At 61.6% G+C, this 24358-nt stretch carries 24 protein-coding genes and 1 pseudogene; 11 read left to right on the top strand and 14 right to left on the bottom strand.

Features of this window, described 5'->3' with window-relative positions:
- Positions 1-6: 6 nt before the first annotated feature.
- The 13 genes and pseudogenes from AC0L14_RS02330 to AC0L14_RS02270 all read right to left on the bottom strand — a co-directional run.
- Positions 7-249 (bottom strand): annotated as a pseudogene (locus tag AC0L14_RS02330) (GNAT family N-acetyltransferase); the annotation flags it as partial.
- A gap of 101 nt (positions 250-350) precedes the next feature.
- Positions 351-590, bottom strand: coding sequence for a hypothetical protein (locus AC0L14_RS02325; protein ID WP_473483826.1), 240 nt, complete (start codon positions 588-590; stop codon positions 351-353).
- Positions 591-593: 3 nt separating this feature from the next.
- Entirely contained in the window at positions 594-1349 is a 756-nt protein-coding gene (locus AC0L14_RS02320) for a molybdopterin-synthase adenylyltransferase MoeB (RefSeq protein WP_473526072.1), read from the bottom strand.
- 222 nt (positions 1350-1571) lie between these two features.
- Complete coding sequence (recF, locus tag AC0L14_RS02315; protein ID WP_473483822.1) at positions 1572-2738, bottom strand: DNA replication/repair protein RecF; 1167 nt, start codon at positions 2736-2738, stop codon at positions 1572-1574.
- Between the two features lie 25 nt (positions 2739-2763).
- A complete protein-coding gene (gene dnaN / locus AC0L14_RS02310) occupies positions 2764-3882 on the bottom strand; it encodes a DNA polymerase III subunit beta (protein ID WP_123146529.1) in 1119 nt (372 codons plus the stop codon).
- Between the two features lie 299 nt (positions 3883-4181).
- A complete protein-coding gene (gene dnaA / locus AC0L14_RS02305) occupies positions 4182-5654 on the bottom strand; it encodes a chromosomal replication initiator protein DnaA (protein ID WP_473483819.1) in 1473 nt (490 codons plus the stop codon).
- A 915-nt stretch (positions 5655-6569) separates the two neighbouring features.
- Complete coding sequence (rpsT, locus tag AC0L14_RS02300; RefSeq protein WP_029356919.1) at positions 6570-6836, bottom strand: 30S ribosomal protein S20; 267 nt, start codon at positions 6834-6836, stop codon at positions 6570-6572.
- A 181-nt stretch (positions 6837-7017) separates the two neighbouring features.
- Complete coding sequence (locus AC0L14_RS02295; protein ID WP_123146531.1) at positions 7018-7791, bottom strand: enoyl-CoA hydratase; 774 nt, start codon at positions 7789-7791, stop codon at positions 7018-7020.
- 77 nt (positions 7792-7868) lie between these two features.
- On the bottom strand, positions 7869-8777 hold the full coding sequence (gene mutM, locus AC0L14_RS02290) for a bifunctional DNA-formamidopyrimidine glycosylase/DNA-(apurinic or apyrimidinic site) lyase (RefSeq protein ID WP_473545217.1): 909 nt from the start codon (positions 8775-8777) through the stop codon (positions 7869-7871).
- Complete coding sequence (locus tag AC0L14_RS02285) at positions 8770-10008, bottom strand: phosphopentomutase (protein ID WP_473545219.1); 1239 nt, start codon at positions 10006-10008, stop codon at positions 8770-8772. Before AC0L14_RS02285 ends, mutM begins: the two co-directional genes overlap by 8 nt.
- 254 nt (positions 10009-10262) lie before the next feature.
- Positions 10263-10883 carry a TadE/TadG family type IV pilus assembly protein gene (locus AC0L14_RS02280; RefSeq protein WP_473545221.1) on the bottom strand — a complete coding sequence of 207 codons (621 nt, stop codon included), beginning with the start codon at positions 10881-10883 and terminating at the stop codon, positions 10263-10265.
- A 36-nt stretch (positions 10884-10919) separates the two neighbouring features.
- Complete coding sequence (locus AC0L14_RS02275; protein WP_473483809.1) at positions 10920-11480, bottom strand: TadE/TadG family type IV pilus assembly protein; 561 nt, start codon at positions 11478-11480, stop codon at positions 10920-10922.
- A 151-nt stretch (positions 11481-11631) separates the two neighbouring features.
- Positions 11632-12054 carry a pilus assembly protein N-terminal domain-containing protein gene (locus AC0L14_RS02270; RefSeq protein ID WP_192358289.1) on the bottom strand — a complete coding sequence of 141 codons (423 nt, stop codon included), beginning with the start codon at positions 12052-12054 and terminating at the stop codon, positions 11632-11634.
- 355 nt (positions 12055-12409) lie between these two features.
- On the opposite strand from AC0L14_RS02270, the gene AC0L14_RS02265 reads away from it, so the two are divergent.
- From AC0L14_RS02265 to AC0L14_RS02225, 9 genes are all read left to right on the top strand, one after another.
- Positions 12410-12580, top strand: a complete 171-nt coding sequence (locus AC0L14_RS02265; RefSeq protein WP_473526068.1) for a Flp family type IVb pilin — start codon at positions 12410-12412, stop codon at positions 12578-12580.
- A gap of 153 nt (positions 12581-12733) precedes the next feature.
- Positions 12734-13252, top strand: a complete 519-nt coding sequence (locus AC0L14_RS02260; RefSeq protein WP_473748538.1) for an A24 family peptidase — start codon at positions 12734-12736, stop codon at positions 13250-13252.
- A 241-nt stretch (positions 13253-13493) separates the two neighbouring features.
- Complete coding sequence (gene cpaB / locus AC0L14_RS02255) at positions 13494-14306, top strand: Flp pilus assembly protein CpaB (RefSeq protein WP_473526066.1); 813 nt, start codon at positions 13494-13496, stop codon at positions 14304-14306.
- Positions 14303-15844: a type II and III secretion system protein family protein gene (locus AC0L14_RS02250; RefSeq protein WP_473526065.1), complete on the top strand. Its 1542-nt coding sequence runs from the start codon at positions 14303-14305 to the stop codon at positions 15842-15844. The genes cpaB and AC0L14_RS02250 overlap by 4 nt, the downstream gene beginning before the upstream one ends.
- A 14-nt stretch (positions 15845-15858) precedes the next feature.
- Positions 15859-16593 carry a CpaD family pilus assembly protein gene (locus AC0L14_RS02245; protein WP_473483799.1) on the top strand — a complete coding sequence of 245 codons (735 nt, stop codon included), beginning with the start codon at positions 15859-15861 and terminating at the stop codon, positions 16591-16593.
- Between the two features lie 26 nt (positions 16594-16619).
- Positions 16620-17903, top strand: a complete 1284-nt coding sequence (locus AC0L14_RS02240) for a CpaE/TadZ family protein (protein WP_473483797.1) — start codon at positions 16620-16622, stop codon at positions 17901-17903.
- Between the two features lie 29 nt (positions 17904-17932).
- Complete coding sequence (locus AC0L14_RS02235; protein ID WP_123146543.1) at positions 17933-19438, top strand: CpaF family protein; 1506 nt, start codon at positions 17933-17935, stop codon at positions 19436-19438.
- 29 nt (positions 19439-19467) lie between these two features.
- Entirely contained in the window at positions 19468-20481 is a 1014-nt protein-coding gene (locus AC0L14_RS02230; protein ID WP_473483795.1) for a type II secretion system F family protein, read from the top strand.
- Positions 20482-20493: 12 nt separating this feature from the next.
- Entirely contained in the window at positions 20494-21510 is a 1017-nt protein-coding gene (locus AC0L14_RS02225; protein WP_123146545.1) for a type II secretion system F family protein, read from the top strand.
- A gap of 109 nt (positions 21511-21619) precedes the next feature.
- Here AC0L14_RS02225 and AC0L14_RS02220 read toward each other — a convergent pair whose 3' ends face one another.
- On the bottom strand, positions 21620-22441 hold the full coding sequence (locus AC0L14_RS02220; protein ID WP_123147396.1) for a tetratricopeptide repeat protein: 822 nt from the start codon (positions 22439-22441) through the stop codon (positions 21620-21622).
- Positions 22442-22564: 123 nt separating this feature from the next.
- Between AC0L14_RS02220 and AC0L14_RS02215 the strand changes: the two genes are divergently transcribed.
- Entirely contained in the window at positions 22565-23929 is a 1365-nt protein-coding gene (locus AC0L14_RS02215; RefSeq protein WP_473526064.1) for a leucyl aminopeptidase family protein, read from the top strand.
- Between the two features lie 70 nt (positions 23930-23999).
- On the top strand, positions 24000-24350 hold the full coding sequence (locus AC0L14_RS02210) for a MarR family winged helix-turn-helix transcriptional regulator (RefSeq protein ID WP_095493569.1): 351 nt from the start codon (positions 24000-24002) through the stop codon (positions 24348-24350).
- Positions 24351-24358: the final 8 nt, after the last annotated feature.

The following is a 24358-nucleotide window of genomic DNA, read 5'->3' as shown; positions in this document are numbered from 1 at the left end:
GCAGGCTTACGAAATCACCTTGCGCATGGTAATCGAGGTCGGACGGTCATAGCCCTTGTGCGCTGTCCGTTCCGTTTCGCGAAAGCCGAGCCGGGCAAAGGCCGCGTGATTCCCGGTCAGTTCGATCCGCGTCTGAAGCTCGATCGCAGGCTTGCCGCGGTTGCGGGCGAGATCCTCGACAGCTTGCATCAGCTGCCTGGCAATGCCCTGTCCCTGAAAGTCCGGTTCGATCGCGAGCTTTCCGATATAATGCATGTCGCGCAAAAGTGTGCAGCGGTTTTGCGATAACGACATGCATAAAACAACAACCTAAAGCGCGTCGCATGAGGCCCGGTCAAACGCGACGCGCTTTAGAAATCGTTGGCCCGCTCCAGAACAAAAACGCAGCCGACGGTCCTGCCGTCCTTCAGCGCCGCAAAGCCCGTCTCTTGCCGGGCCTTGTCCCGGAGATTTTCGACCGTGAGCCGATGCGCCGAGGATGGCGGAGCGATGACACCGTCCATGGCGGCGAAGGCGCGCATGATCAGCGCCAGCACCTCGTCCCAACGGTCGAAATCGGCCGGAAGCTGCTCGACGGAAACCAGGCTCAAGGTCTAGTTTCTCTTGTAGCGGATCGTGTCGAAGCGCGCTGTCAACGCATCGTAAAGCAGCAGCCGGCCGACCAGCGGCTCGCCAATGCCGGCGATCAGCTTGATCGCCTCCATAGCCTGCAGCGTGCCGACGACACCGGTCAGCACGCCGAGTACGCCGGCCACAGCGCAGGATGGCACCAGGCCGGGTGGCGGCGGTTCCGGAAAAAGATCGCGATAGCTTGGATTCGGCCTGCCGTCCGCGCCGGCTTCGAACGGTTTCAGCACGGTCACCGAGCCGTCGAAGCGGCCGACGGCGGCATGTACCAGCGGCCGCTTTTCCGCGGCGCAGGCGTCGGCCGCGGCATAACGTGTTTCGAAATTGTCGGAACCGTCGACGACGATGTCATAACGGGCGACGAGGGCAGGCGCGTTGTCCGCCTTCAGCCTGAGATTGTGCAGTTCCACGGCGACGTTGGGATTGATGCGGGCGATGGCCGCTTTGGCACTGTCGGTTTTCGCCATGCCGACAGTGTCGGTGCCGTGGATCACCTGTCTTTGCAGGTTCGACAGCGAGACGCTGTCGTCGTCGACGATGCCGAGTGTGCCGACGCCGGCTGCGGCAAGATATTCAAGCACCGGCGCTCCCAGGCCGCCGGCGCCGATGACCAGGACTCGAGCCCGCTTCAGTCGCTGCTGGCCGGCGCCGCCGATCTCGGGTAGCACGATGTGGCGGGCGTAGCGTTCGAGTTCTTCGTTAGTGAGCGCGGTGGTGATCATCGCCCGACCATATATGCATGTCGCGCAAAAGTGTGCAGCGGTTTTGCGATGACGACATGCATAAAACAACAACCTAAAGCGCGTCGCATGAGGCCGGTCGAACGCGACGCGCTTTAGCGGGAGAAAAACCTTGTCAGGCGCCAATGCAGGGCGCCAAAAAGCCTGCCCTCGGGCTCGGCCATCGGGGTGCGAAGCAGTTTTGGGATAACGATATCAAGGAAGTCAAATGGTTGGCCCGACCGTGCCGTGATCGACGGTCAGGAACTGCGCGCGTCCCTTGAGACTGGAAAACAGCGCCGCATCGGTCCCGGTCATGAAAGCCTGGCAATTCAGCTCTTCCAGGATCGAGAACAGCGCGGCGCGCCGGCCGCTGTCGAGATGGGCAGCGATCTCGTCGAGCAGCAGGATCGGCGTCATGCCCGACATCTCGCCGGTGAGCCGGGCATGCGACAAGACCATGCCGACCAGCAACGCCTTCTGCTCGCCGGTCGAACAGAGTTCGGCCGGCATCGCCTTGGGCCGGTGCCGCACCACGAGGTCCGAACGGTGCGGGCCGTCGAGCGTGCGCCCGGCGGCGCGGTCGCGATCGCGGCCTTCGGCAAGCGCTTGGCGGAACCGCTCCTCGACATCGACAGCCGCGGAGGTGCCGACTTCGCTTTCCAGCGCGCCGGACAGGCCGATGTCGGCTTGCGGAAACGAACCGGCACTTGGCAGCCTGTCGATCATGGCGGCGAGCAGGCGCACCAGTTCGGCACGCGCCGCGGCAATCGCCACACCGGTTTCGGCCATTTGCGTCTCGATCGCATCGAACCAGGCGCCGTCACGCGAGCCTTCGGCGAGCAGCCGATTGCGGCCGCGCATCGCTTTTTCGTAGTCGAGCGCGCGCTGGCCGTGGCCGGGATCGATCGCCAGGACCTGCCGGTCGAGAAAGCGCCGGCGGTCAGCGGCCGGCCCGGTGAACAATGCATCCATCGCCGGTGTGAGCCAGACGACGCGCAGCCATTCCAGCATGTCCTCCGCCGAGCGCGCTGCCGCGCCATTGATCCGCACCCGCCGGCCGCTCTCGCCGGCGGCATCGCCGCCTGCAACGCCGGTGCCGATCTCGACCGGTCCGTCCGGCCCATCGAGCCGGGCATGGATGGCAAAGCCGCCGTCGCCGCCTTCACGCGCCACGTCGGCATAAGGTGCACGGCGCAGGCCGCGACCCGGTGTCAGCAGGGAAATCGCTTCCAGCAGGTTGGTTTTGCCGGCGCCATTGTCGCCGGAAAAAACCACGGCGCCGGGGTCGAGGCCGATCGACAGCGTTGCGTAATTGCGGAAATTCGTAAGTGACAGCTTACTTATATGAGTCTGCTGATCGTGCTCAGGCTGCTTCGCAACTCCGGTCATGACAGCAAGATGGCCTCGTTCTGGCCTATACCCGCATCGGCATCAGCACGTAGAGTGTGGTTTCGTCGGCCATATCGTGGATCAGCGTTGGCGAACCGGCGTCCGCCAGCATGAATTTTGCCTCAGTGCCGGTCAACTGGGCGGCGACGTCGAGCAGATATTTGGCGTTGAAGCCGATTTCGATCGCGTCGGACGAATAGTCCGCGGCCAGTTCCTCGGTGGCGCTGCCCGAATCCGGATTGTTGACCGCAAGCGTGACCTGGCCTTCTCCAATCGAGAGCTTCACCGCCCGGCCGCGTTCGGACGAAATGGTCGAGACGCGGTCGACGGCAGCGGCGAAACTCTGGCGGTCGATGATCAGCTTCTTGTCGTTGCCGGTGGGGATGACCCGCTGATAGTCCGGGAAGGTGCCGTCGATCAGCTTCGAGGTCAAAACGACACTGCCGATGGTGAAACGGATCTTGGTGTCGGACAATTCGGTGGTCACGGCGACGTCCGGGTCGTCGACAAGCTTTTGCAGCTCGCTGACCGTCTTGCGCGGAATGATGATGCCCGGCATGCCTTCGGATCCTGCCGGCGCGTCGATCTCGGCGCGTGCCAGCCGATGGCCGTCGGTCGCTACCGAGCGCAGCTTCAGCTTGCCGTCGGCGTCATGCGTGTGCAGATAGATGCCGTTCAGGTAGTAGCGCGTCTCTTCGGTGGAGATGGCGAATTGGGTCTTCTCGATCAGGCCCTTGAGAGCGACCGAATCGAGCCGAAAGATATGCGAGAACGATCCGGCCGAAAGCTCCGGGAAATCGGATTGCGGCAGACACTGGAGACGGAAGCTCGAGCGGCCCGAGGTCACCGTCATGGCGTTGCCGTCCTCGTCGGTCTTCAGCATGACTTCCGCGCCGTCGGCGAGCTTGCGCACGATGTCGTAGAGCAGATGCGCCGGAACCGTCGTCGCCCCGCCGCGCTCAACCTTGGCGGGCGTGGCTTCGGTCACCTCCAGATCGAGGTCGGTAGCCTTCATTTCGAGGGTGGCGCCTTCGGCGCTCAGCAGCACGTTCGAAAGGATCGGTATGGTGTTGCGCCGCTCGACCACGCGATGAACGTGGTTGAGCGACTTCAGGAGATTTGACCGTTCCAGGATAACACGCATGACGAAACAGGCTCGCTTGAATGAATGAGCGGGTCTCCGGCAAGCGGCAACCCGCGAACGCTCTGAACTGGCTCAGAATCTGCACAAACTGACAGGAAAAAACCCGTAAGCGCAAGCCCGTGCTACCGGTTCGGGCCGGTTACGCGGGCTTTCTGGGGATAAAACTGGCGAAGTCCGCAAGCCAATGCTTGTCGCCCAAAAGTGCGCAGCGGTTGTGGGGCAACGACATGCATAAAAAACAAAGATTTCAAGCGCGTCGCAGCCATCCAAATGCGACGCGCTTTTGTTTTTCGGGCCGGTCAGGCCTGATCGTTGATGAGTCTTCTCAGCAATTCGAGCTCCTGCGCCAGCGTGTTGTCGACGCCTGAAAGATCCTCGATCTTGCGCACGGCATGCAGCACCGTCGTGTGGTCGCGGCCACCGAAACGCCGTCCGATCTCCGGCAAGGAGCGCGGTGTCATCACTTTCGACAGGTACATGGCGACCTGCCGCGGCTTGACGATCGTGCGCGTGCGCCGGTTAGACAGAAGTTCTGTCTTCGACACATTGTAGTGGCGCGCTACGATGCGCTGGATGTCCTCGATGCGCACCCGCTTCGGCTCGCCCGAACGATAGATGTGGCCGAGGATCTCGTCGATGCGGTCGATGGTGATCTGCGGTTCGAACGACTGGCGGAACAGGAGCTGGTTGAACGCACCTTCGAGTTCGCGCCCGCTGCCGGTCACCGTGCGGGCGACATGGTTGAGGATCTCCTCCGAGATGTCGAGCGACGCATCATCGGCCTTGGCGGTGGCAAGGCGCAGCTTGAGCATGCCGATCCGCATGGCGAAATCCGGCGCCGACATTTCGAGCGCGACGCCGCCGTTGAGGCGCGAGCGGACGCGAGGCTCCAGCGATTCCAGTTCCGACGGCGGCCGGTCGGCTGCGACCACCACCTGCTTGGCGCTGTCGAGCAGCATGTTGATCAGATGGCAGAATTCATGCTGGATCGACTTGCCTTGCAGGAACTGCATGTCGTCGATGATGAGAAGATCGATGTCGCGCAGCTGTTCCTTCAGCGTCAGTGCGTTGTTGTCGCGGATCGCGGTGGCAAACCGCCACATGAAATATTCGGCGGTGAGATAGACGACACGCGACTTCGGATTCTGCTTCAGCGATTCCGCCGCGATCGCCTGCAGCAGGTGAGTCTTGCCCAGTCCCACCGTCGCGTGAAGAAACAGCGGATTGAAGCGCACCGCGCTCGACTGCGATTCCGCCACCGCTTTGGCGGCGGCGAAGGCCACCCGGTTTGACGGTCCCTCGATGAAGGAGCCGAACGTGTAGCGCGGGTCTAGCGGCGAACCGAGCACATTGTGCCGGAACTCGGTCTCTGCAGGCGTTCCCGAACGAGGTGCCGGTACCCGCTCCAGCCTGCCGGGGCTTGCTGTTCCCGCGGCCAGCGCCGTTTGCGCTTGCCTGGTCATCTTGCGCGCCGGGGCCACTTCGGGCTCGACGCCGTTGCGCCCCGGGCGGGTAGCGGTGCGCACCACGATCTCGATCTTGAGGATTTCAGGATCCTCGTGTTTCCACAGCTCGGCGATGAGGTCGAGATAGTGGCCGTTGATCCACGAGCGCAGGAAGGCGGTGGGAACCGAGATGCGGACAATGCCCCGGGACGCCTCGGCGACCTTCATGCGTCCGAACCAGCTCGAATAGACTTCGGTTCCCAGACGCGCCTTCAACTGGGCCTTGACCCGGTCGAACTTTTGTTCCGCGTCGATGGAAGCCGACATATCGTCCCCTTCGGTTAAGGTTCCAGGGAATGGGAGGTCGCCCGTAAGCTCCCTTTCGATGCCGCTCTGCATGATCGAGTTCCTTGTCCTTTTGTACCTTTTTCCGCCGGGAATGCGCCTCCTGCATCCATGTTTCCGGCGACCGTGTCTTTGCTGCGACACCATCGCCGCCGCCGGCAGATGATGTCGCCTCATTGTCAGGGAACCGGCGCCGCCTCATCAGAGCCAGCCCGCTTTGGTCATGTCAGGGCAATACAATTCCGTCCGGCGAAAACGCCGGCGCGTTATTGATCTGCCATGTACAATTACGCCAATCCCCTACCGTATCGAAAAGACAAACCAAGCCCGTACGCGGAAATGATCCACGTCACGAATTCTGCCATTTTTGCTGGCCGATTCAGGCTGGGTTAAGGGCCAACGGCCCATCCCTCTCGATAGACCGACATTAACGAAATCGCTGTGGATAGGGCAAGGCCACGACTAACGGATTTTTAAGGAATGTGGTTAGCGCAGAGGGGTTCGGAGCCTGCGTTGCACTGGCATGTTTTGACAAAGCCATTGTGATTCAAACCCTTTTCCGGCGAATATGAAAAAGGCCGCCTCGCGCGAAATTTTCTGAAATAATTTTCTTGACAGGCAAATGTTCCCCGTCCCTCGCGCCAGATGTGAACAAGCTGTGGATGACCGTCAATAACTTATTGAAAAATAAAGCTTATTTTTGACAGCTGATATTTTTGCCGTGAACGCTTTCAGCGGCTGCGCCTATCAGCAGGCATGTATATGCCGGCAAAGCATTTCGAACATTGAAATCGTGCGGAGTGTCTGTTTGGGAGATTTCTTTTAAGTACTTGCCGGCAAACGAAAAACCCGGCACGAGCGGCCGGGCTTGAAGAAGGCAAGATCAGTAAAGGTATATTAGGCCGACAGCACCTTGAGTCGCTGGGCCAGGCGCGACACCTTGCGCGATGCCGTATTCTTGTGCACCACGCCCTTGGTCGCGGCGCGCATCAATTCCGGTTCCGCCACCTTGAAAGCAGCCTGCGCGGCAGCCTTGTCGCCCGAGGCGAGCGCCTCTTCGACCTGGCGGATGTAGGTCCGCACGCGCGAGCGGCGGTTCTTGTTAATCGCCGTGCGACGGGCGATCTTGCGCGTTGCCTTTTTGGCCGAGGAGGTATTGGCCATGATGCCTCTCTTCTGATCTGGTGGGCGCATGCGGGATGTCGCAGGGCGCAAAAACAAACGGGCAGCCACAGGGCCGCCTCGGTTGGTGCGGCTTATAGTTCAGCTTTTCCGGCGCGTCAACGCTGCTTCGCCTTCTTTTTGGCCGCTGCTGTCGCTCGCTTCTGGCCGCTGTCGTCACGATCTATCGGTTCGTGAAATTTGGCTTCCGCTTCTCGGCAAAGGCCGCCATGCCTTCCTTCTGGTCATCGAGGGCAAACAGCGAGTGAAACAGCCGGCGCTCGAACCGCAGCCCTTCGGCCAGTGTCGTTTCATAGGCGCGGTTGACGGCCTCTTTCGCCATCATCACCGACGGCAGCGAAAAATCGGCTATCTTGGCTGCCGCCTTCAACGCCTCCTCGAGCAGCTCGACGGCGGGCACGACACGTGACACCAGGCCGCAACGCTCGGCTTCCGCCGCATCCATCATCCGTCCGGTCAGGCACATGTCCATCGCCTTCGATTTGCCGACGAAGCGGGTGAGGCGCTGTGATCCGCCCATGCCCGGCATGACGCCGAGCGTGATCTCGGGTTGGCCGAATTTGGCGTTGTCGGCGGCGATGATGAAATCGCACATCATCGCCAGTTCGCAGCCGCCGCCAAGCGCATAGCCGGCCACCGCCGCGATAACAGGCTTGCGCGCCCGGGTGAACTCTTCCCAGCCGACAAAGAAATCCTGCACATAGGCGTCGACAAAGGAGATCGCCTGCATTTCCTTGATGTCCGCACCTGCCGCGAAGGCTTTTTCGGAGCCAGTGATGACCATCGCGCCGATGTCGGCATTCGCGCAAAAGCCGTTCACGGCCGCGACCACTTCCGTCAGGACCTGAGAGTTCAGCGCATTGAGCGCCTTCGGCCGGTTCAGCGTGATCAGCCCGACCTTGCCGCGGATTTCGACGATAATCGTTTCATGGGCCATGACTGTATCTCCTCACTCGGTCATCTGGCTTACATCTGGCGTCCAGCTCGGCATCTAGGTCACACCCGGCACCTAGCTCACAACTGACAAGTCCGGCAGTAGAAGGTGGAACGCCCGCTTTGCACGATGCGCTCTATGTGGCCGCCGCAGCCGTGCTTGGAGCAGGGTTCGCCCTCGCGATCATAGACCGCGAACGAATGCTGGAAATAGCCCAAAGACCCGTCGGTCTGCACATAGTCGCGCAGCGACGATCCGCCGGCGGCGATCGCATCGGCAATCACCGCGCGGATTGCTTCGGCAAGGGCGTCGCGCTGCTGTTTGGCCCTCTTTCCAGGCTTTGCGATGGTGCCTGCCTCGCGCAACGGCGACAGACCGGCGCGCCACAGGGCCTCCGACACATAGATATTGCCGAGCCCGGCGATCAACCGCTGATCGAGAAGTGCTGCCTTCAGCGGCGACTTCCGGCCTTTCAGCAGCGAGGCGAGCAGCTCGCCGTCCAAAGCATTGCCTGTCGGCTCGACGCCCAGCCCCGCCAGCATCGGATGCGTGTCGGGCGCCCCTTCGGAAAACAGCATGAAGCCGAAACGGCGCGGATCGTTGAAGGTCACGCGGGACCGGGCGCCTTCGGGAGAGACGATATGGAAGACGACATGGTCGTGCACCGCACTTTTCGAGCGCTCGAGATAAAACGCGCCCAACATTTTGCGGCTATCGGGCATTTCGCCGTCATCGGACGTTTCAATGCGGAACGAACCCGACATGCCGAGATGGCAGATCAGCACCGGACCGCCTTCGAGATGCATCGTCAGGTATTTGGCCCGGCGGCCGAGCGCCGTAATCGTCTTGCCGGTCAGCCTCTCCAAGAATTTTTCGGGAAACGGAAAGCGCAGGTCGGGCCGGCGTGCCTCGACGCGGGCGATGCGGGCGCCTTCCAGAACCGGCTGCAGGCCCCGCCGCACCGTTTCGACCTCAGGCAACTCAGGCATGGCCGCCTATCGTTGTATAGAAGGAGGTGCCGTGACGGCCGCGTGCCAGCCCAAGATGCTCGGCGACGGTTTCACCGATGTCGGCGAAGGTCGTTCTGAGCCCAATGTCGCCGCCAAAACCTGGTCCCGTGCCGATCACCGGAATGCGTTCGCGTGTATGATCGGTGCCCTGCCAGGTCGGATCGTTGCCATGATCGGCCGTGAGGATGAGAAGGTCGCCGTGCCTCAGCCGTGCAAGCGCCTCCGGCAGCCGCCGGTCGAAGGCCTCGAGCGCGGCGGCGTAGCCGGCAACGTCGCGCCGATGGCCGAACTCTGTGTCGAAATCGACGAAATTGGCGAAGACGAGATCGCCGTCGCCCGCGTCATCCATCGCGCCGAGCGCCTTGTCGAACATCGCCATGTTGCCGGCGGCCTTGCGCACTTCCGATATGCCGCGATGGGCGAAGATGTCGCCGATCTTGCCGACCGCGATGACCCGGCTGCCGCGCGCCGTCAGCCGGTCGAGCAGGGTCGGTTCGGGCGGCGGCACCGAATAGTCCCGGCGGTTGTGCGTCCGTTCAAAGCTGGCGGCGGTTTCGCCAATGAAAGGCCGCGCGATCACCCGTCCGATGTTCAGCGGATCGACCAGCCTGCGCACCACCTTGCAGAATTCGTAGAGCCGTTCCAGGCCGAAGTGAACTTCATGAGCGGCGATCTGCAGGACGGAGTCGACCGAAGTGTAGCAGATCGGCTTGCCGGTGCGGATATGCTTCTCGCCGAAACGCTCGATGATCTCGGTGCCCGGGGCATGGCAATTGCCGAGAATGCCCGGCACCTCTCCTTCGCGGATGATCGCTTCGGTCAGATCGGCTGGAAAGGCGGGAACCGTGTCCGGGAAATAGCCCCAGTCGAAGCGGACCGGCAAGGCGGCGATTTCCCAATGGCCCGATGGCGTGTCCTTGCCGCTCGAAATCTCCTGCGCCGCGCCATGGAAGGCGGAGGCGAGCTGGACCTTGCTGCCGATGTCGATGCTGAATCCCGTCGCTGTTTTCGCCGCGTGACCCAGGCCGAGCGAGAGCATGTTGGGTACCAAAAGCGGGCCTTTGCGCAGCCCCTCGCGATCCGCCCGGCCCTCCGCGCAGGCTCTGGCGATGTGTCCGAACGTGTTGGAACCGGCGTCGCCATAGCGCCCGGCGTCAGCCGCGCCGCCGATGCCGAAGGAATCGAGAACAAAAAGAAAGGCGCGCGCCATTGCAGGGGTTCATTATTATCGTTTGTCTGTCCGCCCAGACATAGGGGGCCGCGCCGCCATTGGCAATTCGGAAGCAGACGGCTTGGCGCGATAGTTGAGATGTGGCCACGAACCGTGCCGATGTCATCCCCGCCCGTCGGCGCGTAGTGGGTTCGACCAGGCCGCACCCAGCAGAGCCACGATGGCTGCAGCCATCGTGCGCCTGGCGTCAGGTAACGGCCGATAGCAGGCGATCGGAATCGGGCGCGGTCGTTTCAGCAGGTGCTGCAGGGAATCGTTGGGCTTCTGCGGGGCCTGAGATAATAGGTTTCGCCCATCGATATCGAGTCGAAAGCCGAACTCAATCCAAGCCGTTTCTCACTGTCCGCCGACCAGGTAATGATCGGCTGGTATGCGAGATTGCTTTCGACGCGAATGAGAAAGGTGCCCTTGATCTCGAGCGTCGGTGCAACCGTGGTGATGGAGTTCTTGGCGGCGGCGGCGCTGAAGGCGCCACCGACCATCTTGCGTGACCAAACGACCACCACCTTCGGCGTCGCTTCGTCCGTGACCTGGATTGCGGTGATGATGATTTCCGGGGTCGATCGGTTGTACGGCTGAAGGGTGGAGTTGCCGATCTGCATGATCGCATCGAGATCGGCTGCCGTGATGGTCTGCTGCTGGGTAACGAGATCCGCCACCATGCTGCCGATGCGACTGACCTTCTTGCTGGTTTCGATGGCTTGCGAGGCTTCCATGGTCATGAAGTACATGATCAGCAGGACGGGCACGATGAAGGCAAACTCAACCGCCGCGACACCGCGGCGATCGCAGCAGAACCGGATGGCTTTCGTGCAGATTCCAGCGATCCCCTTATGTGCCTCCGCACGCCCCATGCCCTCGTCCTTTTTCACCCACGCGACGGTGCGTTTTCAGTTGTCGAACGGCTCGTTCTGCCAGGTCACCGATGCGAAATGCAGCGTGTTGCCGTCTTTCAGATTGGCCATCGACTTGGCCATGAAATCGGTCATGACGGGCCATTTGTAAAAAACCCGCAGCATGTTTATCGATTCAGCCAAGCCCGGGGCCACCGAGAAGGTCTTTGCACTCGTGCCTTGCGTCAGCACGATCTCACCGTCTTGGATCTTGAAGCGTGCGGAGGCCGCATCGGCGAAGGTCGGATATTCGCGCAGATCCACCAGCAATCCGGGGCAGTCCTTGGCGACCATGATTTCCAGCCGGCTGCAGATCATGGTCTTCAGCGTGGCCTCCGTTACATTGGCCTGCCTTATCTGGCCCGTCCGTAGCTGGCGCGCGACATCGTCGGCAATATTGGCCATCACCTCTTGCCCGGCAAATGAAATGCAGCTCTCCAGTATGGCAAAGACGAGGAGCGCAAATGGCACCGCAAGCATCGCGAATTCCAAAGCCGTGCTGCCGCGCCGGTCGCCAAGGAAGCGCGCTGAAAAGCCTGCTGGTCCTGCTTTGCTCATGTCCCGGGCCTGCCGATCCTGAAGGGGTGTCGGAGGGAGCATTAGCGCAAACCCATTGAGGTGCGGTTTGGATGATCGTTAAATTCGAGGGAAAGGTTTTAACGGGCCGACAACCGAAGCGGCATTTCAGCGAGACGAGACGGTCAGGTCGCTACCGGCCGGCGCTCATCTCGGCTTCCGAGGCCTTCTCCGCATCGCTTTTATACGAGCTCTCGCAATACGGCGTGCAGGACATGGTCTGTATTTCGGCACGCCGATAGATGCGCACCGACGACGCGTCCTGTCGCACCACGGTGATCTGCTCGTCGACGATCGGACGGCCCTCTTGATCTAGGACAACGAGGTTGGTGACGCCGAAGCCCTTGCCCGTCAGCACGATCGTCGAAGCATCCTGCACGGCGGCGTCGGCGATCGCCGGGTTGCCGACGACGATCGTATCGGCGGCGCGCGACAGTTTGACGATCTTCGCCTGGTTCATCGTGACCTCGATGCCGGCACCAGCCTTGGCCGGCACGACAAAGGCCGTGGCGGCAAGAAGCGCGACAATCGGAAAGGACGATCTCGGCCCGGTCATTGAAGTGCTCCACGGCGGCAAACTGCTCAACGGAACATGAACGAGATTGGTGAACCAACGGTTAAGCGGATGGGGAGGCGTGATGATGTCGGGATTGGCATCGTGATCGCCTGAAGCGGATCGCCCCTTTCCCAATCGGTGAATTGCGGCTTTCGCGCCCTTTGACGTGCCGGTCGGGTCCATTAGGCGTCACTTAGTTTACGGTTAACCACGCCATGTCATCGAAGCCGGAAAGGAATCGGTAAGGCTGTTTATTAAGCCGATCGAAAGAGCTTCTCCATAGATTAGCAGCATCCGATCAGCCGCCAAGAGAAGTTGACGGAATTGCTGTAACACCTGGAGTAGGAGCTCTCGAATGTCTAATCTCATTGCACGTTTTGTGAAGGACGAATCCGGCGCGACCGCTATCGAATACGGTCTGATCGCCGCTCTCATCGCGCTCGCCATCATGGTCGGCGCCGGCTCGCTGGGCGACGCGCTGAACGCGAAGTTCAACGGGATCGCCACTTCGATCAACAATTCGTAACAGATCACGAAGTCCGGTCGTTTTCCAGAACAGGGCCGCCTCACTGGCGGCCCTGTTTCGTCGTACCGGCAGTTTTTCAGCTCGCAACCTCATCAATCGTTAATCGAACATGTCTAGGCTGGGCTAGGCATAGTTGACCATAGGCCCGCGCCGATGCTTGAAGCCCTGATCTTCGTCGTCTTTCCGTTCTGCATGCTCTTTGCCGCGATCTCCGACATGCTGTCGATGACGATCGCCAATCGCGTGCCGGTGCTGCTTGTGGTCGTCTTCGCCCTGGTCGCGCCGCTGACGGGCATGGACTGGGCAACCTATGGCTGGCATTTCGCCGCCGGCGGCCTGGTTCTCGCCGTAACCTTCGGTCTGTTCGCGCTCGGCGGCATGGGAGGCGGCGACGCCAAGCTGCTGGCCGCCACCGCCATCTGGATGGGACTGAACATCCATCTCGTCGAATATCTCGTAACCTCGACATTCATCGGTGGCCTGCTGACGCTCGCCATCCTCGTCTATCGGAAATCGCCGCTTGCGGCCGTCACAAGCCACAATCCGTTTCTACGCCACTTCGCCGACGAGACATCAGGCGTTCCCTATGGCATCGCGCTTGGCATTGGCGGGCTGCTCACCTTTCCGAACTCGCCGTTGATGGCGTGGGCGCTGGCAAGGCTGGCGGCTTAATTCTCGCCACCATCCTTCCCTCGTCAGGCCATCCTTCCCTCGTCAGGCCAGCCTTCCCTTCTTCGATTCGGCGTTTGAGCAGGCGGCTCGGCCGCCTTTTTGCGGGCCGGACCGGATGCCTCAAATTTATGTAAACCTTAAATTAATCACGATCGTAAGTATTAAATTAACCTTGTTTTGACGATTGCCGATGCAAGGTCCGGCTTGGCTACGTGGATTTGCCAAGACAAGGTTCGGACAGATGCCAGCATCCCGACTGATCATTCTGGGCGTGGCGGTGGCCGCGGCAGGTGGCGCAGGATATGTCGCAAAAAACATGGCCACGGCTCCGCCGCCTCAAATCGTCGATTCCGGCCCCAAGGCGCCGGCAATCGCACTGCAGGACGTGCTTGTCCTGTCCGGCGATGTTCCGATGGGCAGCCCGCTCGAGAACAACATCAGCTGGCAGTCCTGGCCGGCCGACGGCATCAACGCGAATTTCATAACCCGCGCCGCGGAGCCCGATGCGCTTGAGAAGCTGAAAGGCGGCGTCGCCCGTGTAGCGATGTATGCCGGTGAGCCGTTGCGGCGCTCCAAGCTGATCGGCGAGGGACAAAGCTTCATGTCGTCGATCCTGCCCTCCGGGATGCGGGCAGTCGCCACAGCCGTATCGGCCGACACTTCGGCCGGCGGCTTTATTCTTCCCAACGATTTCGTCGACGTCATCATGACCCGCAGAGCCGATGCCGCGGGCGGCGGCAGCGGCTTTACGACCGAGACCATCCTCAAGAACATTCGCGTCCTGGCAATCGACCAGACCATCCAGGAGGACGAGGAAGGCAAGCGGACCAGGGTCGGCCAGACCGCCACCCTGGAACTGACACCGCAGCAGGCGGAAATCATCACCGTCGCCCAGCAGATGGCGGATCGCCTGACATTGGCGCTGCGGTCGATCACCGACACCCAGGAGAAGAATCTGGGCGAGGCCGACTATCTCGTTTCCGGCAATGGCCGGCGCGGAACAGTGCGCCTGATCAAGTCGGGCGAAGTTTCCGAAGTGGGAGCAAGGCAATGAGGCTAAACGCTGGACTGCCGGTCACACTGGCTGCGGCAATCGGCCTGTTCCTGCTTGGATCGAATGCACATGGCCTCCTCGAGGCGAATGCGGCAAGCAGGAACGCCGAGGTGTCGGCTTCGACCGCCACCCAGCGCGTCAAGCTCGGTCTCAACAAATCGGTGGTCATCGACCTGCCGAGCGATGCCTATGATATACTGGTCGCCAACCCGGCGGTCGCCGATGCGGTGACCCGCACCGCCAGGCGCATCTATCTCTTCGGAAAGGCGGTGGGCGACACCAACATCTTCGTCTTCGGCCCCAATGGCGAACAGATCGTCAGCCTGGATCTGGCAGTCGAACGCGACGTCGCCGGACTGGAAGACTATATCAGACGCTTCATCCCATCATCGGCCATCACTGTCGAATTGCTGAACGACAACGTCGTCCTGACCGGAACCGTGGACACTCCCCTGGATGCCAAGCGCGCGGTCGATCTGGCCACCATCTTCGTGTCCGGCGGTGAAGCGACCACCGGACAATATTCGCAGACCGCCTCCGGCGGCTCGGCCGAATCCGGTGTCGACATCGACAATCCGGATTCCGAGCGTCGCGTCAGCCAGATCGTCAACCTCTTGCAGATCATCGGCGACGACCAGGTGACGCTCAAGGTGACGGTGGCCGAAGTCAGCCGCTCGGTGATGAAGCAGCTCAGCGTTAACCTGATCGGCAACGGCAGCAGCAACGGCTTCTCCTTCGGCGCGATGAGTTCTCCTGCTTATGGCCTGGGCAAGCCGATTTCGCAGTACTCCAACTTACAGTTGGGTGACGCGCTCGGAAACGGACTTCAGGCGTATATCAATGCCATGGAGCAGAGCGGCGTCATGAAGACACTCGCCGAGCCGACGCTGACCGCGGTTTCGGGCGAAAAAGCGACATTCAAAGTCGGCGGCGAATTCAATCTCATCACAAGCCGGACGAGCAACGTTTCAGAAGACAACATAACGGGCCAGGTTACTTACAGCAATGAAAAGCTCGAATATGGAATTGGCCTCGAATTCCAGCCTGTCGTGCTCTCGGCGGGCCGCATCAGCCTTAAGGTGAGGACGTCGGTTTCGGAGCCTACGACGGAAGGCGCCACAGTGCTCGAAGCGGCCGGTGACTTGCCCGGCACCACTTTGCTGTCGATCCGAAAGCGACTGGCAGACACCACCGTTGAACTGCCTTCCGGCGGTTCGATGATGATCGCCGGCCTGGTTCGGGACGACATCAGGCAGGCGGTCGCCGGGCTGCCCGGGCTGACCAAGATCCCAGTGCTTGGCACGCTGTTCCGCAGCCGGGACTTCGTCCGCAACGAGACCGAGCTGGTCATCATCATCACGCCTTATTTGGTGAAACCGGTGACGCGCAACGCTCTTGCCAAGCCGGATGACAATTTCAACGCCGCCAGCGATGGCGCCGGCATGTTCCTAGGCCGTGTCAATCGCGTCTACGGCACCATGCAGACCGACAAGCCCAACGGCCGTTATCACGGCGTTGTCGGCTTCATCTACAAGTAAGCGGGGAAGCGGACATGTCTCAGTCAGCGTTGAAGCCCAGGACGGTCACCGTAGCGGTGCGGTCCGGCCGTTCGCGGATCTGCCGGCCGGCCATTCCGATCCTGGCGGTTGCGGTCGCGGCATTGCTGGCGGGCTGCGCCAACCGGGACAGCATCACGGTCGGCGCTGTTCCGGACGACTATCGCACCAACCATCCGATCGTCATTGCCGAGAAGAACCTGAAGATCGACCTTCCGGTCGGCGCCGGCGATCGCGGCATGACCGGGTCACAGCGCGACACGCTTCTGGGCTTTCTGGACGGCTACGACAAGAGCGCCGCTCCGACCCTGACGATCTCGATCCCGAGCGGTTCGGCCAACGAGATCGCCGCGACCGCGGCCGGTCGCGATTTCGCCAGACTTGCGATTGCCAGCGGCATCAGCCGGAACCGGATCGTCATCACCACCTACCAGTCGGTTTCGGCCGAAGCGTCCGCGCCGATCCGCGTCGCCTATGTCTCGGTGAAGGCGCAGACCGACAGATGCGGGCGCTGGCCCGAAGACCTGCTGCAGACCTCGGAAAACAAGCACTATGCCGATTTCGGCTGTTCGTATCAGAACAATCTTGCCGCCCAGATGGCCAATCCGACCGATCTGCTCGGGCCGCGTAAACAGACACCCATCGATGCCGAAAGGCGTGACGTCGTCATTGATGGCTATCAAAACGCCCCGTTCTATTCGCCGATCCCGGCAACAGAAGTCGACTACTGATCGATCGCAGGTTGGAGCACGCGGACATGAGCAATCTAGCCTACGACACGGCGGTAGATGGCGGCGAAACCTCGCAGCAGGATGTCGCCGCCATGCAGGCGTTGCGGCCGATTCCGCGCATCTCGATTCAGGCATTTTGCGAGACCGAGGGCGTTGCCAATCCGGTCGAGCGCGCCGGCGAGGATCGTCGCATGGCGAAGGCCCATCTGAAGGTTCATATGGGCGGCGTCGCCACCGCCATCGAATTCTATCAATCGGCGCCGACGCCGAACCTGATCCTGCTGGAATCGCGCAGCGAGCCGACGCAATTGCTGGAGCAGCTCACGCAGCTCTCCGAATATTGCGATCCGGCCTCGAAGGTCGTGGTCATCGGCCACTACAATGATGTCGGGCTTTATCGCGAGCTCATCCGCTCCGGCATTTCCGAATATGTCATCGCGCCGGTGTCGATGGCCGATATCGTCAGCGTGATATCGTCGATTTTCGTTGATCCGGAAGCCGAGCCGATCGGCCGCTCGATCGCCTTCATCGGCGCCAAGGGTGGCGTCGGCTCCTCGACCATTGCCCACAATGTGGCTTGGGCGATGTCGTCGCTGTTCAAGTCCGAAGTGGTTGTCGCCGATCTGGACCTGGCTTTCGGAACGGCCAACATCAATTTCGATCAGGATCCGGCGCAAGGCATTGCCGAAGCCGTTTTCTCACCGGAACGCATCGACGAGGTCTATCTCGATCGGCTGCTTGCCCAGTGCGCCCAGCATCTGTCGCTGCTTGCAGCGCCTTCAACGCTCGAGCGGGTCTACGATTTCGATCCCGACGCTTTCACGCAGCTTATCGACACGGCGCAGCGCAGCGTGCCGCTTCTGGTGCTCGATGTTCCGCACGTCTGGACAGGCTGGACCAAGAGCATACTGGTCAAGGCCGACGAGATTGTGATCACGGCGACGCCGGAACTGGCCAATCTGCGCAACACCAAGAATCTGGTCGACATGTTCAAGCGGCTTCGCCCGAACGATCCACCGCCGAAGCTGATCATCAATCAGGCCGGCGTGCCAAAGCGTCCGGAGATTGCGTCATCCGACTTCGCCGACTCGCTCGGCCTGTCGCCGATGTCGGTTATTCCCTTCGAGCCGCTGCTGTTCGGAAACGCCGCCAACAACGGGCGCATGCTCGGCGAAATGGATGCCAAGAACCCGGTTGTCGGCACGATCAACGAGATTGCGCATGTGCTGACCGGGCGCAGCGAAATCAAGGCAAGAAAGAAAGCGGGCCTCGGCAATCTCCTTGGCAAGCTCTCGCGCAGCAAGAAGTGATGCTTTCGGAGCGGGATTGGTAGTCGATCATGTTTGGTAAAAGAGGCAGCGACGACGGCAGCCGGTTCACCCCGGAATTCCGTCAGCCGGCACCTGCGCCTGCCGCGCCGGCGGCAAACCCTGCAGAAACGTCGGTTCTTGCCAAGCCCGCACCGCCGCCGTCGCTTGGCGCGTCTGCTGCGCCGCCCGTGCGCCGTGCGGTCGAGGCGCCGCCATTGGCGCCGGAGCCGAAAAAGGTCCAGCGCCAAAAGAGCGAAACCTACTACGATACCAAGAGCCAGGTCTTTTCCGCGCTCATTGATACGATCGACCTGTCGCAACTCGCCAAGCTCGATCCCGAAAGCGCACGCGAGGAAATCCGCGACATCGTCAACGACATCATCGCGATCAAGAATTTCGCGATGTCGATCGCCGAGCAGGAAGAACTGCTCGAGGACATCTGCAATGACGTGCTGGGTTACGGGCCGCTGGAACCATTGCTCGCCCGCGACGAGATCGCCGACATCATGGTCAACGGTTCCAAGAACGTCTACATCGAGGTCAACGGCAAGGTCGAGCAGACCGGCATCCGTTTCCGCGACAACCAGCAGCTCCTCAACATCTGTCAGCGCATCGTCAGCCAGGTTGGCCGCCGCGTCGATGAATCGAGCCCGATCTGCGACGCACGCCTTCCCGATGGCTCCCGCGTCAACGTCATCGCGCCGCCGCTCGCCATCGACGGCACCGCGCTCACCATCCGCAAGTTCAAGAAGGACAAGCTGACACTCGACCAGCTGGTCAAGTTCGGCGCCATTTCGCCGCACGGCGCCGAAATTCTCAAGATCATTGGACGCGTCCGCTGCAACATCGTCATTTCGGGCGGTACCGGTTCCGGCAAGACCACGCTGCTCAACTGCCTGACCAATTATATCGACCGCGAGGAGCGCGTCATCACCTGCGAGGACTCGGCCGAGCTGCAACTGCAGCAGCCGCATGTCGTACGTCTGGAAACCCGCCCGCCCAACCTGGAGGGTGAGGGCGAGGTGACCATGCGCGACCTGGTCAAGAACTGCCTGCGCATGCGGCCCGAGCGCATCATCGTCGGCGAAGTGCGCGGACCGGAGGTGTTCGATCTTCTGCAGGCGATGAACACCGGTCACGACGGCTCGATGGGCACGATCCACTCGAACAGCCCGCGCGAATGCCTGAACCGTATCGAATCGATGATCGCGATGGGCGGCTTTACGCTGCCGCAGAAAACCGTCCGTGAAATCGTCGTCGGTTCCGTGGACGTGATCATCCAGGCCGCACGCCTGCGCGACGGATCGCGGCGCATCACCCACATCACCGAGGTGATCGGAATGGAAGGCGACGTCATCATCACGCAGGACATCGTCCTCTACAACATAAAGGGCGAGGACGTGAATGGCAGGCTGCTGGGTGAGCACGTGTCGACAGGTATTGGGCGCCCGCATTTCTGGGACCGCGCCCGCTACTATGGCGAGGAACAGCGCCTCGCCAACGCGCTCGAGGCGATGGAGAAACGCGCTGACTGATGCATTTGGAGGCGTAGGGGCCAAGGTCGATGTTCGGGATTGACGGCACCGTATTGGCATTCATCGTGCTCGCCGGCTTCAGCGCCGGCGCGGTGGCCTATGCTTTTCTGTTCAAGCAGATCAGCACCGAGAAGCAAGTCGGCAGGCGGCTTGAAACGATCAAGACCGCCGAGACTGATCATGCAGTCGTCAAAGCCGCGCGCGACCGTACGGCGGAAGCAACCAAGCGGCGCAAATCGGTTCAGGATTCACTGAAGGACCTCGAACAGAAGCAAAAAACCAACCAGAGTGTCGTCAAAAAGCCGCCACTGAAGGCCCAGATTCGCCAGGCGGGCATGAAGATGTCGCTTGAGCGCTTCTATCTCTACTCGGCGGTTTGCGGCGTCGTCCTGACGTTTCTTGCCTATTTTACCGGCGCGCCGCTTTATGTCTTGCCCGGTGCGCTGCTGGTCGGCGTCCTCGGCCTGCCACGCTGGTTCGTCTCGTTTTGCCGCGCCCGCCGGGTGAAGGCGTTCCTCAACGAATTTCCGAACGCGCTCGACATCATCGTGCGTGCAGTCAAATCCGGCCTGCCGCTGAACGACGCCGTCCGCCTGATCGCCAACGAAGCCCCTGAACCGGTCAAGACCGAGTTCCGCCGCATCGTCGATTCGCAGCAGATGGGGCTGTCGATCCCCGACGCCAGCATGCGTATGGCCGAAACGATGCCGTGCACGGAAGCGAGCTTCTTCGGCATTGTCATCCAGATCCAGTCCCAGGCCGGCGGCAATCTTTCCGAGGCGCTGGGCAATCTTTCGCGCGTGCTTCGCGACCGCAAGAAAATGAAGGCCAAGGTCCAGGCGCTGTCCATGGAAGCGAAGGCGTCCGCCGTGATCATCGGCGCGTTGCCGTTCGTTGTCGCCTTTCTCGTCTACCTGACAAGCCCGAACTACATCATGCCTCTGTTCACCACCAGCGTCGGCAATCTGATCCTCGGCTGCTCGGCGGCCTGGATGTCGATCGGCATCCTGGTGATGCGCAAGATGATGAACTTCGAAGTTTAGGATTTCGAGCGTATGACTGAGAACGTCGTCAAGACCCTTACCGACCCGGCGTTCCTGATTGCCTTGCTGGTCGGCATCGCGGTATTTGCGACCGTCTTCACGCTGCTGCCTGCTTTTGGCGGAAACCAGCTCAAGGCGCGCATGAAATCCGTGGCGCTGGAGCGCGACGAATTGCGCGCCAAGCAGCGTGCGCGGCTTGCCGTCGAGGCCGATCGCCGCCGCAAGGGCCTGCGCGAGGAACAGTCGATAGGCATGCGCAATATTGTCGATCGGCTGGACCTGAGGCGCGCCCTGGCCGATGAAGGCACCTTGCAGAAACTCAAGGTGGCGGGCTTTCGCGGGCAGAATCCGCTGACGCGTTTCCTTTTCTTCCGTCTGGTCCTGCCCTTTGTCGGCTTTGCCCTGGCTGCGATGTATCTGTTCGTGCTCGGGGGTTTGCCGGAGCAGCCGCCTCTCATCAAATTGTTCGTGTGTATCGTCGTCGCCTATGCCGGTTTTTACGCGCCGGTGCTCTATGTCAACAACCGCGCCACCAAGCGCAAGCAGTCGATCCAGATGGCGTGGCCGGACGCGCTCGATCTGATGCTGATCTGCGTCGAATCCGGCATGTCGGTGGAGGCGGCGTTTCGCAAGGTCGCGGACGAGATCGGCACGCAATCGGTGGCACTTGCCGAAGAGTTCATCCTGACCAATGCCGAGCTTTCCTACTTGCAGGAACGCAAGCAGGCTTACGAAAACCTTGCAAGCCGCACCGGCCTGGAATCGGTTAAGTCGGTGTCGCAGGCGCTGGTGCAGGCCGAGCGCTACGGCACGCCGGTGGCGCACGCGCTGCGCGTGCTTGCCGGCGAAAGCCGCGACATGCGCATGAACGCTGCCGAGAAGAAGGCCGCGGCCTTGCCGCCGAAGCTCACCGTGCCAATGATTCTGTTCTTCCTGCCGGTGCTGTTCGCCATCATCCTGGGCCCCGCCGGCATCCAGGTGAGCCAGCGCGGCATCTTCGGCGACCAGCCGACATCGAGCAGCCAATAGCCAAGGCGACAATACATGCGAAAGCCGCGATGCTGATGCAACGCGGCTTTGTATTTCCGGCATGTGATGAATTGAGGGAACTGGCCGGTTCGAAGCAAGGCCGGCGTAGTTAGTTGGTGGCAGGCTTTGCCTTGTCCTGGTCCTTGAGCTGGCTCCAGGCGTTCTGCTGGGCGAGCATCTGGCGAAGGTAAGCCACGTTCGCCTGCGCCTGGTCGGGCGAGAGCTCCTGCGAGGCGATCTTCTCGGCCTCGTCGAAGCGGCCCTGCAGGCCGACGACCAACGCCAGGTTCTGGCGGACGCGGCTGTCGGCGTTCGGCTGCTGGGCGGCCGAGCGCATATAGGTTTCGGCCGTGCGCAGATCACCTTCCAGCACATAGGACATGCCGAGATTTGAAAGGATCGAAGGTTCGTTCGGCTTGAGGTCAAGCGCCTTGCGGTAATTCTGGCGCGCCTCGTCTCTCTGGCCAAGCTGGTCGAGAATCGCGGCTTCCGCCGACACCAGCTTCCAGTCGGGATATTCCGGTGTCTGCGCGCGGCGCACCGCATCGAGCGCCGGCTCGAACTGCCCATTGGCGGCCAGTGCCTTACCATAGGCGGCGAGCACGTCGCGGTCCTTCGGCAGGGCGATCGCCAGTTTGCGCATCACGGCGAGCGATTGGTCGGCATCGCCGTCCATTTGCAGCGCCGCGGCATAATTCGTCGCGATCCGCTTGTCGTTGGGGTTCTTGGCGTAGGACTGACCGAGCGCGATCGTCGCCTTGTGCAACTCGCCGGCCGACATGGTTTCCAAGGGTTTGCCGCTGGTACGTCCGATCGAGCCGGTTATCAACTTGCTGGTCCCGCAGCCTGCAACGCTTGCAGCGAGCGCTATTATGAGCGCCGTGGTGATCAGCCGCTTCCCCGTGGCGTTCGTCATGCGGTTGGTCGGCATCTGCACCAGGGCCTCCATTCGTGTACGTGGCCATTGCATGGCCATCTTCCCTCCCGCAGAAATATTCTGTTAACCCTAACGGACAGTTAAAAAAGCGCCGACTCGGAACCCGGAGGCCATCGAATGCCAGTCGAACTCATCGAGGGAAAACTGAAGACCACGCTGCCGGTTCACCTGGTGGCGAAGGATAGACTGGATGCAGCGGGCCTTGCCTCGTCCTCGCTCGCCTGGGCCAAGGCCAACGGCTTTTCCGGTGAGGCCGGCAGGACGCTGATCCTACCCGACGAAAACGGCGCGCTTGCCGGCGCCCTGTTCGGCACGGGCGATGGCGAAGGCGCGCTTGCCATCGGTGCGCTGGCGAGAGCCTTGCCCGAAGGCGACTGGCATTTCGCCTCGGCACCCGCCGAACCGGAATTGGTGGCCGTCGCACTGGCGCTCGGCGGCTATGTCTTCACCCGCTACGGCAAAAAACCCAGCAAGGCGCTGCGTTTTTCGCTGCCGTCCGGCGCCGATGCGGCGCGTGTTCGACGAACTGCCGATGGTGTCTTCCTGACGCGCGATCTGGTCAACACGCCGACCAGCGACATGGGACCTGACGAACTGGAGAAAGCGGTGCGGACGCTGGCCAGGACGTACAAGGCCGAAGTGTCGGCGACCAAGGGCGACGATCTGCTCAAGAACAACTTTCCGATGATCCATGCCGTCGGCCGCGCTTCCGTCGGTGCGCCGCGGCTGATCGACATGATTTGGGGACCGAAGAACGCCCCGAAGGTGACGCTGGTCGGCAAGGGCGTCTGCTTCGACACCGGTGGCCTCGACATCAAGCCGTCCTCGGGCATGCTCCTGATGAAGAAGGACATGGGTGGCGCGGCCAACGTATTGGGCCTCGCTTCGATGATCATGGCCGCCGGGCTGAAGGTCCGGCTGCGTGTGCTGATCCCGGCGGTCGAGAATTCGATCGCCGGCAACGCCTTCCGGCCCGGCGACGTGCTGGTGAGCCGCAAGGGCATCACCGTCGAGATCGGCAACACCGACGCCGAGGGACGGCTGGTGCTGGCGGACGCCTTGGCACTGGCAGACGACGACGAGCCGCAGCTGCTGATCGACATGGCGACCTTGACGGGGGCTGCTCGCGTTGCGCTCGGTCCCGATCTGCCGCCTTTCTACACCGGCGATGAAGCGCTGGCGTCCGACCTGACGGCGGCCTCTGTCGCAGTCGAGGATCCTCTGTGGCGCATGCCGCTGTGGAAACCCTATGACGCAAAGTTGTCGTCGAAGATCGCCGACATCAACAATGTCACGTCAGACGGTTTCGCCGGCTCGATCACTGCGGCGCTATTCCTGAAGCGCTTCGTTGAGAGGGCCGCCGCTTGGGCGCATTTTGACATCTTCGCCTGGAATCCGTCCGATCGTCCGTACGGTCTCGTCGGCGGCGAGGCGCAAGGCATCCGCGCGCTCGAAAGGGTCATATCGAAACGCTACGCTTGACGCTAGCGGTCCGACAGGAAGGTATCGAGACTGAAACGGAACCGAAACAATTTTCCGCCATGCTGGCCGGATGTCGATTTCGATGCGCCCGAGCCAGGCCTTGCGACTGTGGCAGCAGGTGATGCTGTCTCAGGTGCGCGACGACGCACCGGACCTCACCATGCGCCAGACAGCGATCCTGTTCACCATCTATCTCGATCCGCCGCCGCACACGGTGCGCGGGCTCGCCGCCCGCCTCAATGTCACCAAGCCGGTGATCACCCGCGCGCTCGACACAATGGGCGCGATGAAGCTGGTGTCGCGCCATCGCGATGAACTCGACAAGCGCAACGTGCTGGTCAAGCGAACCGTAGAAGGTGCTCTCTTTGTCGAGCGCTTCGGCGATGTTATCATCGCCAGAGCCCAGGAATTGCCCATCTGACCGAAACG

The organism is Mesorhizobium sp. WSM4841, assembly GCF_055811515.1.
This window is presented reverse-complemented; position numbering and strand designations above follow the sequence as displayed.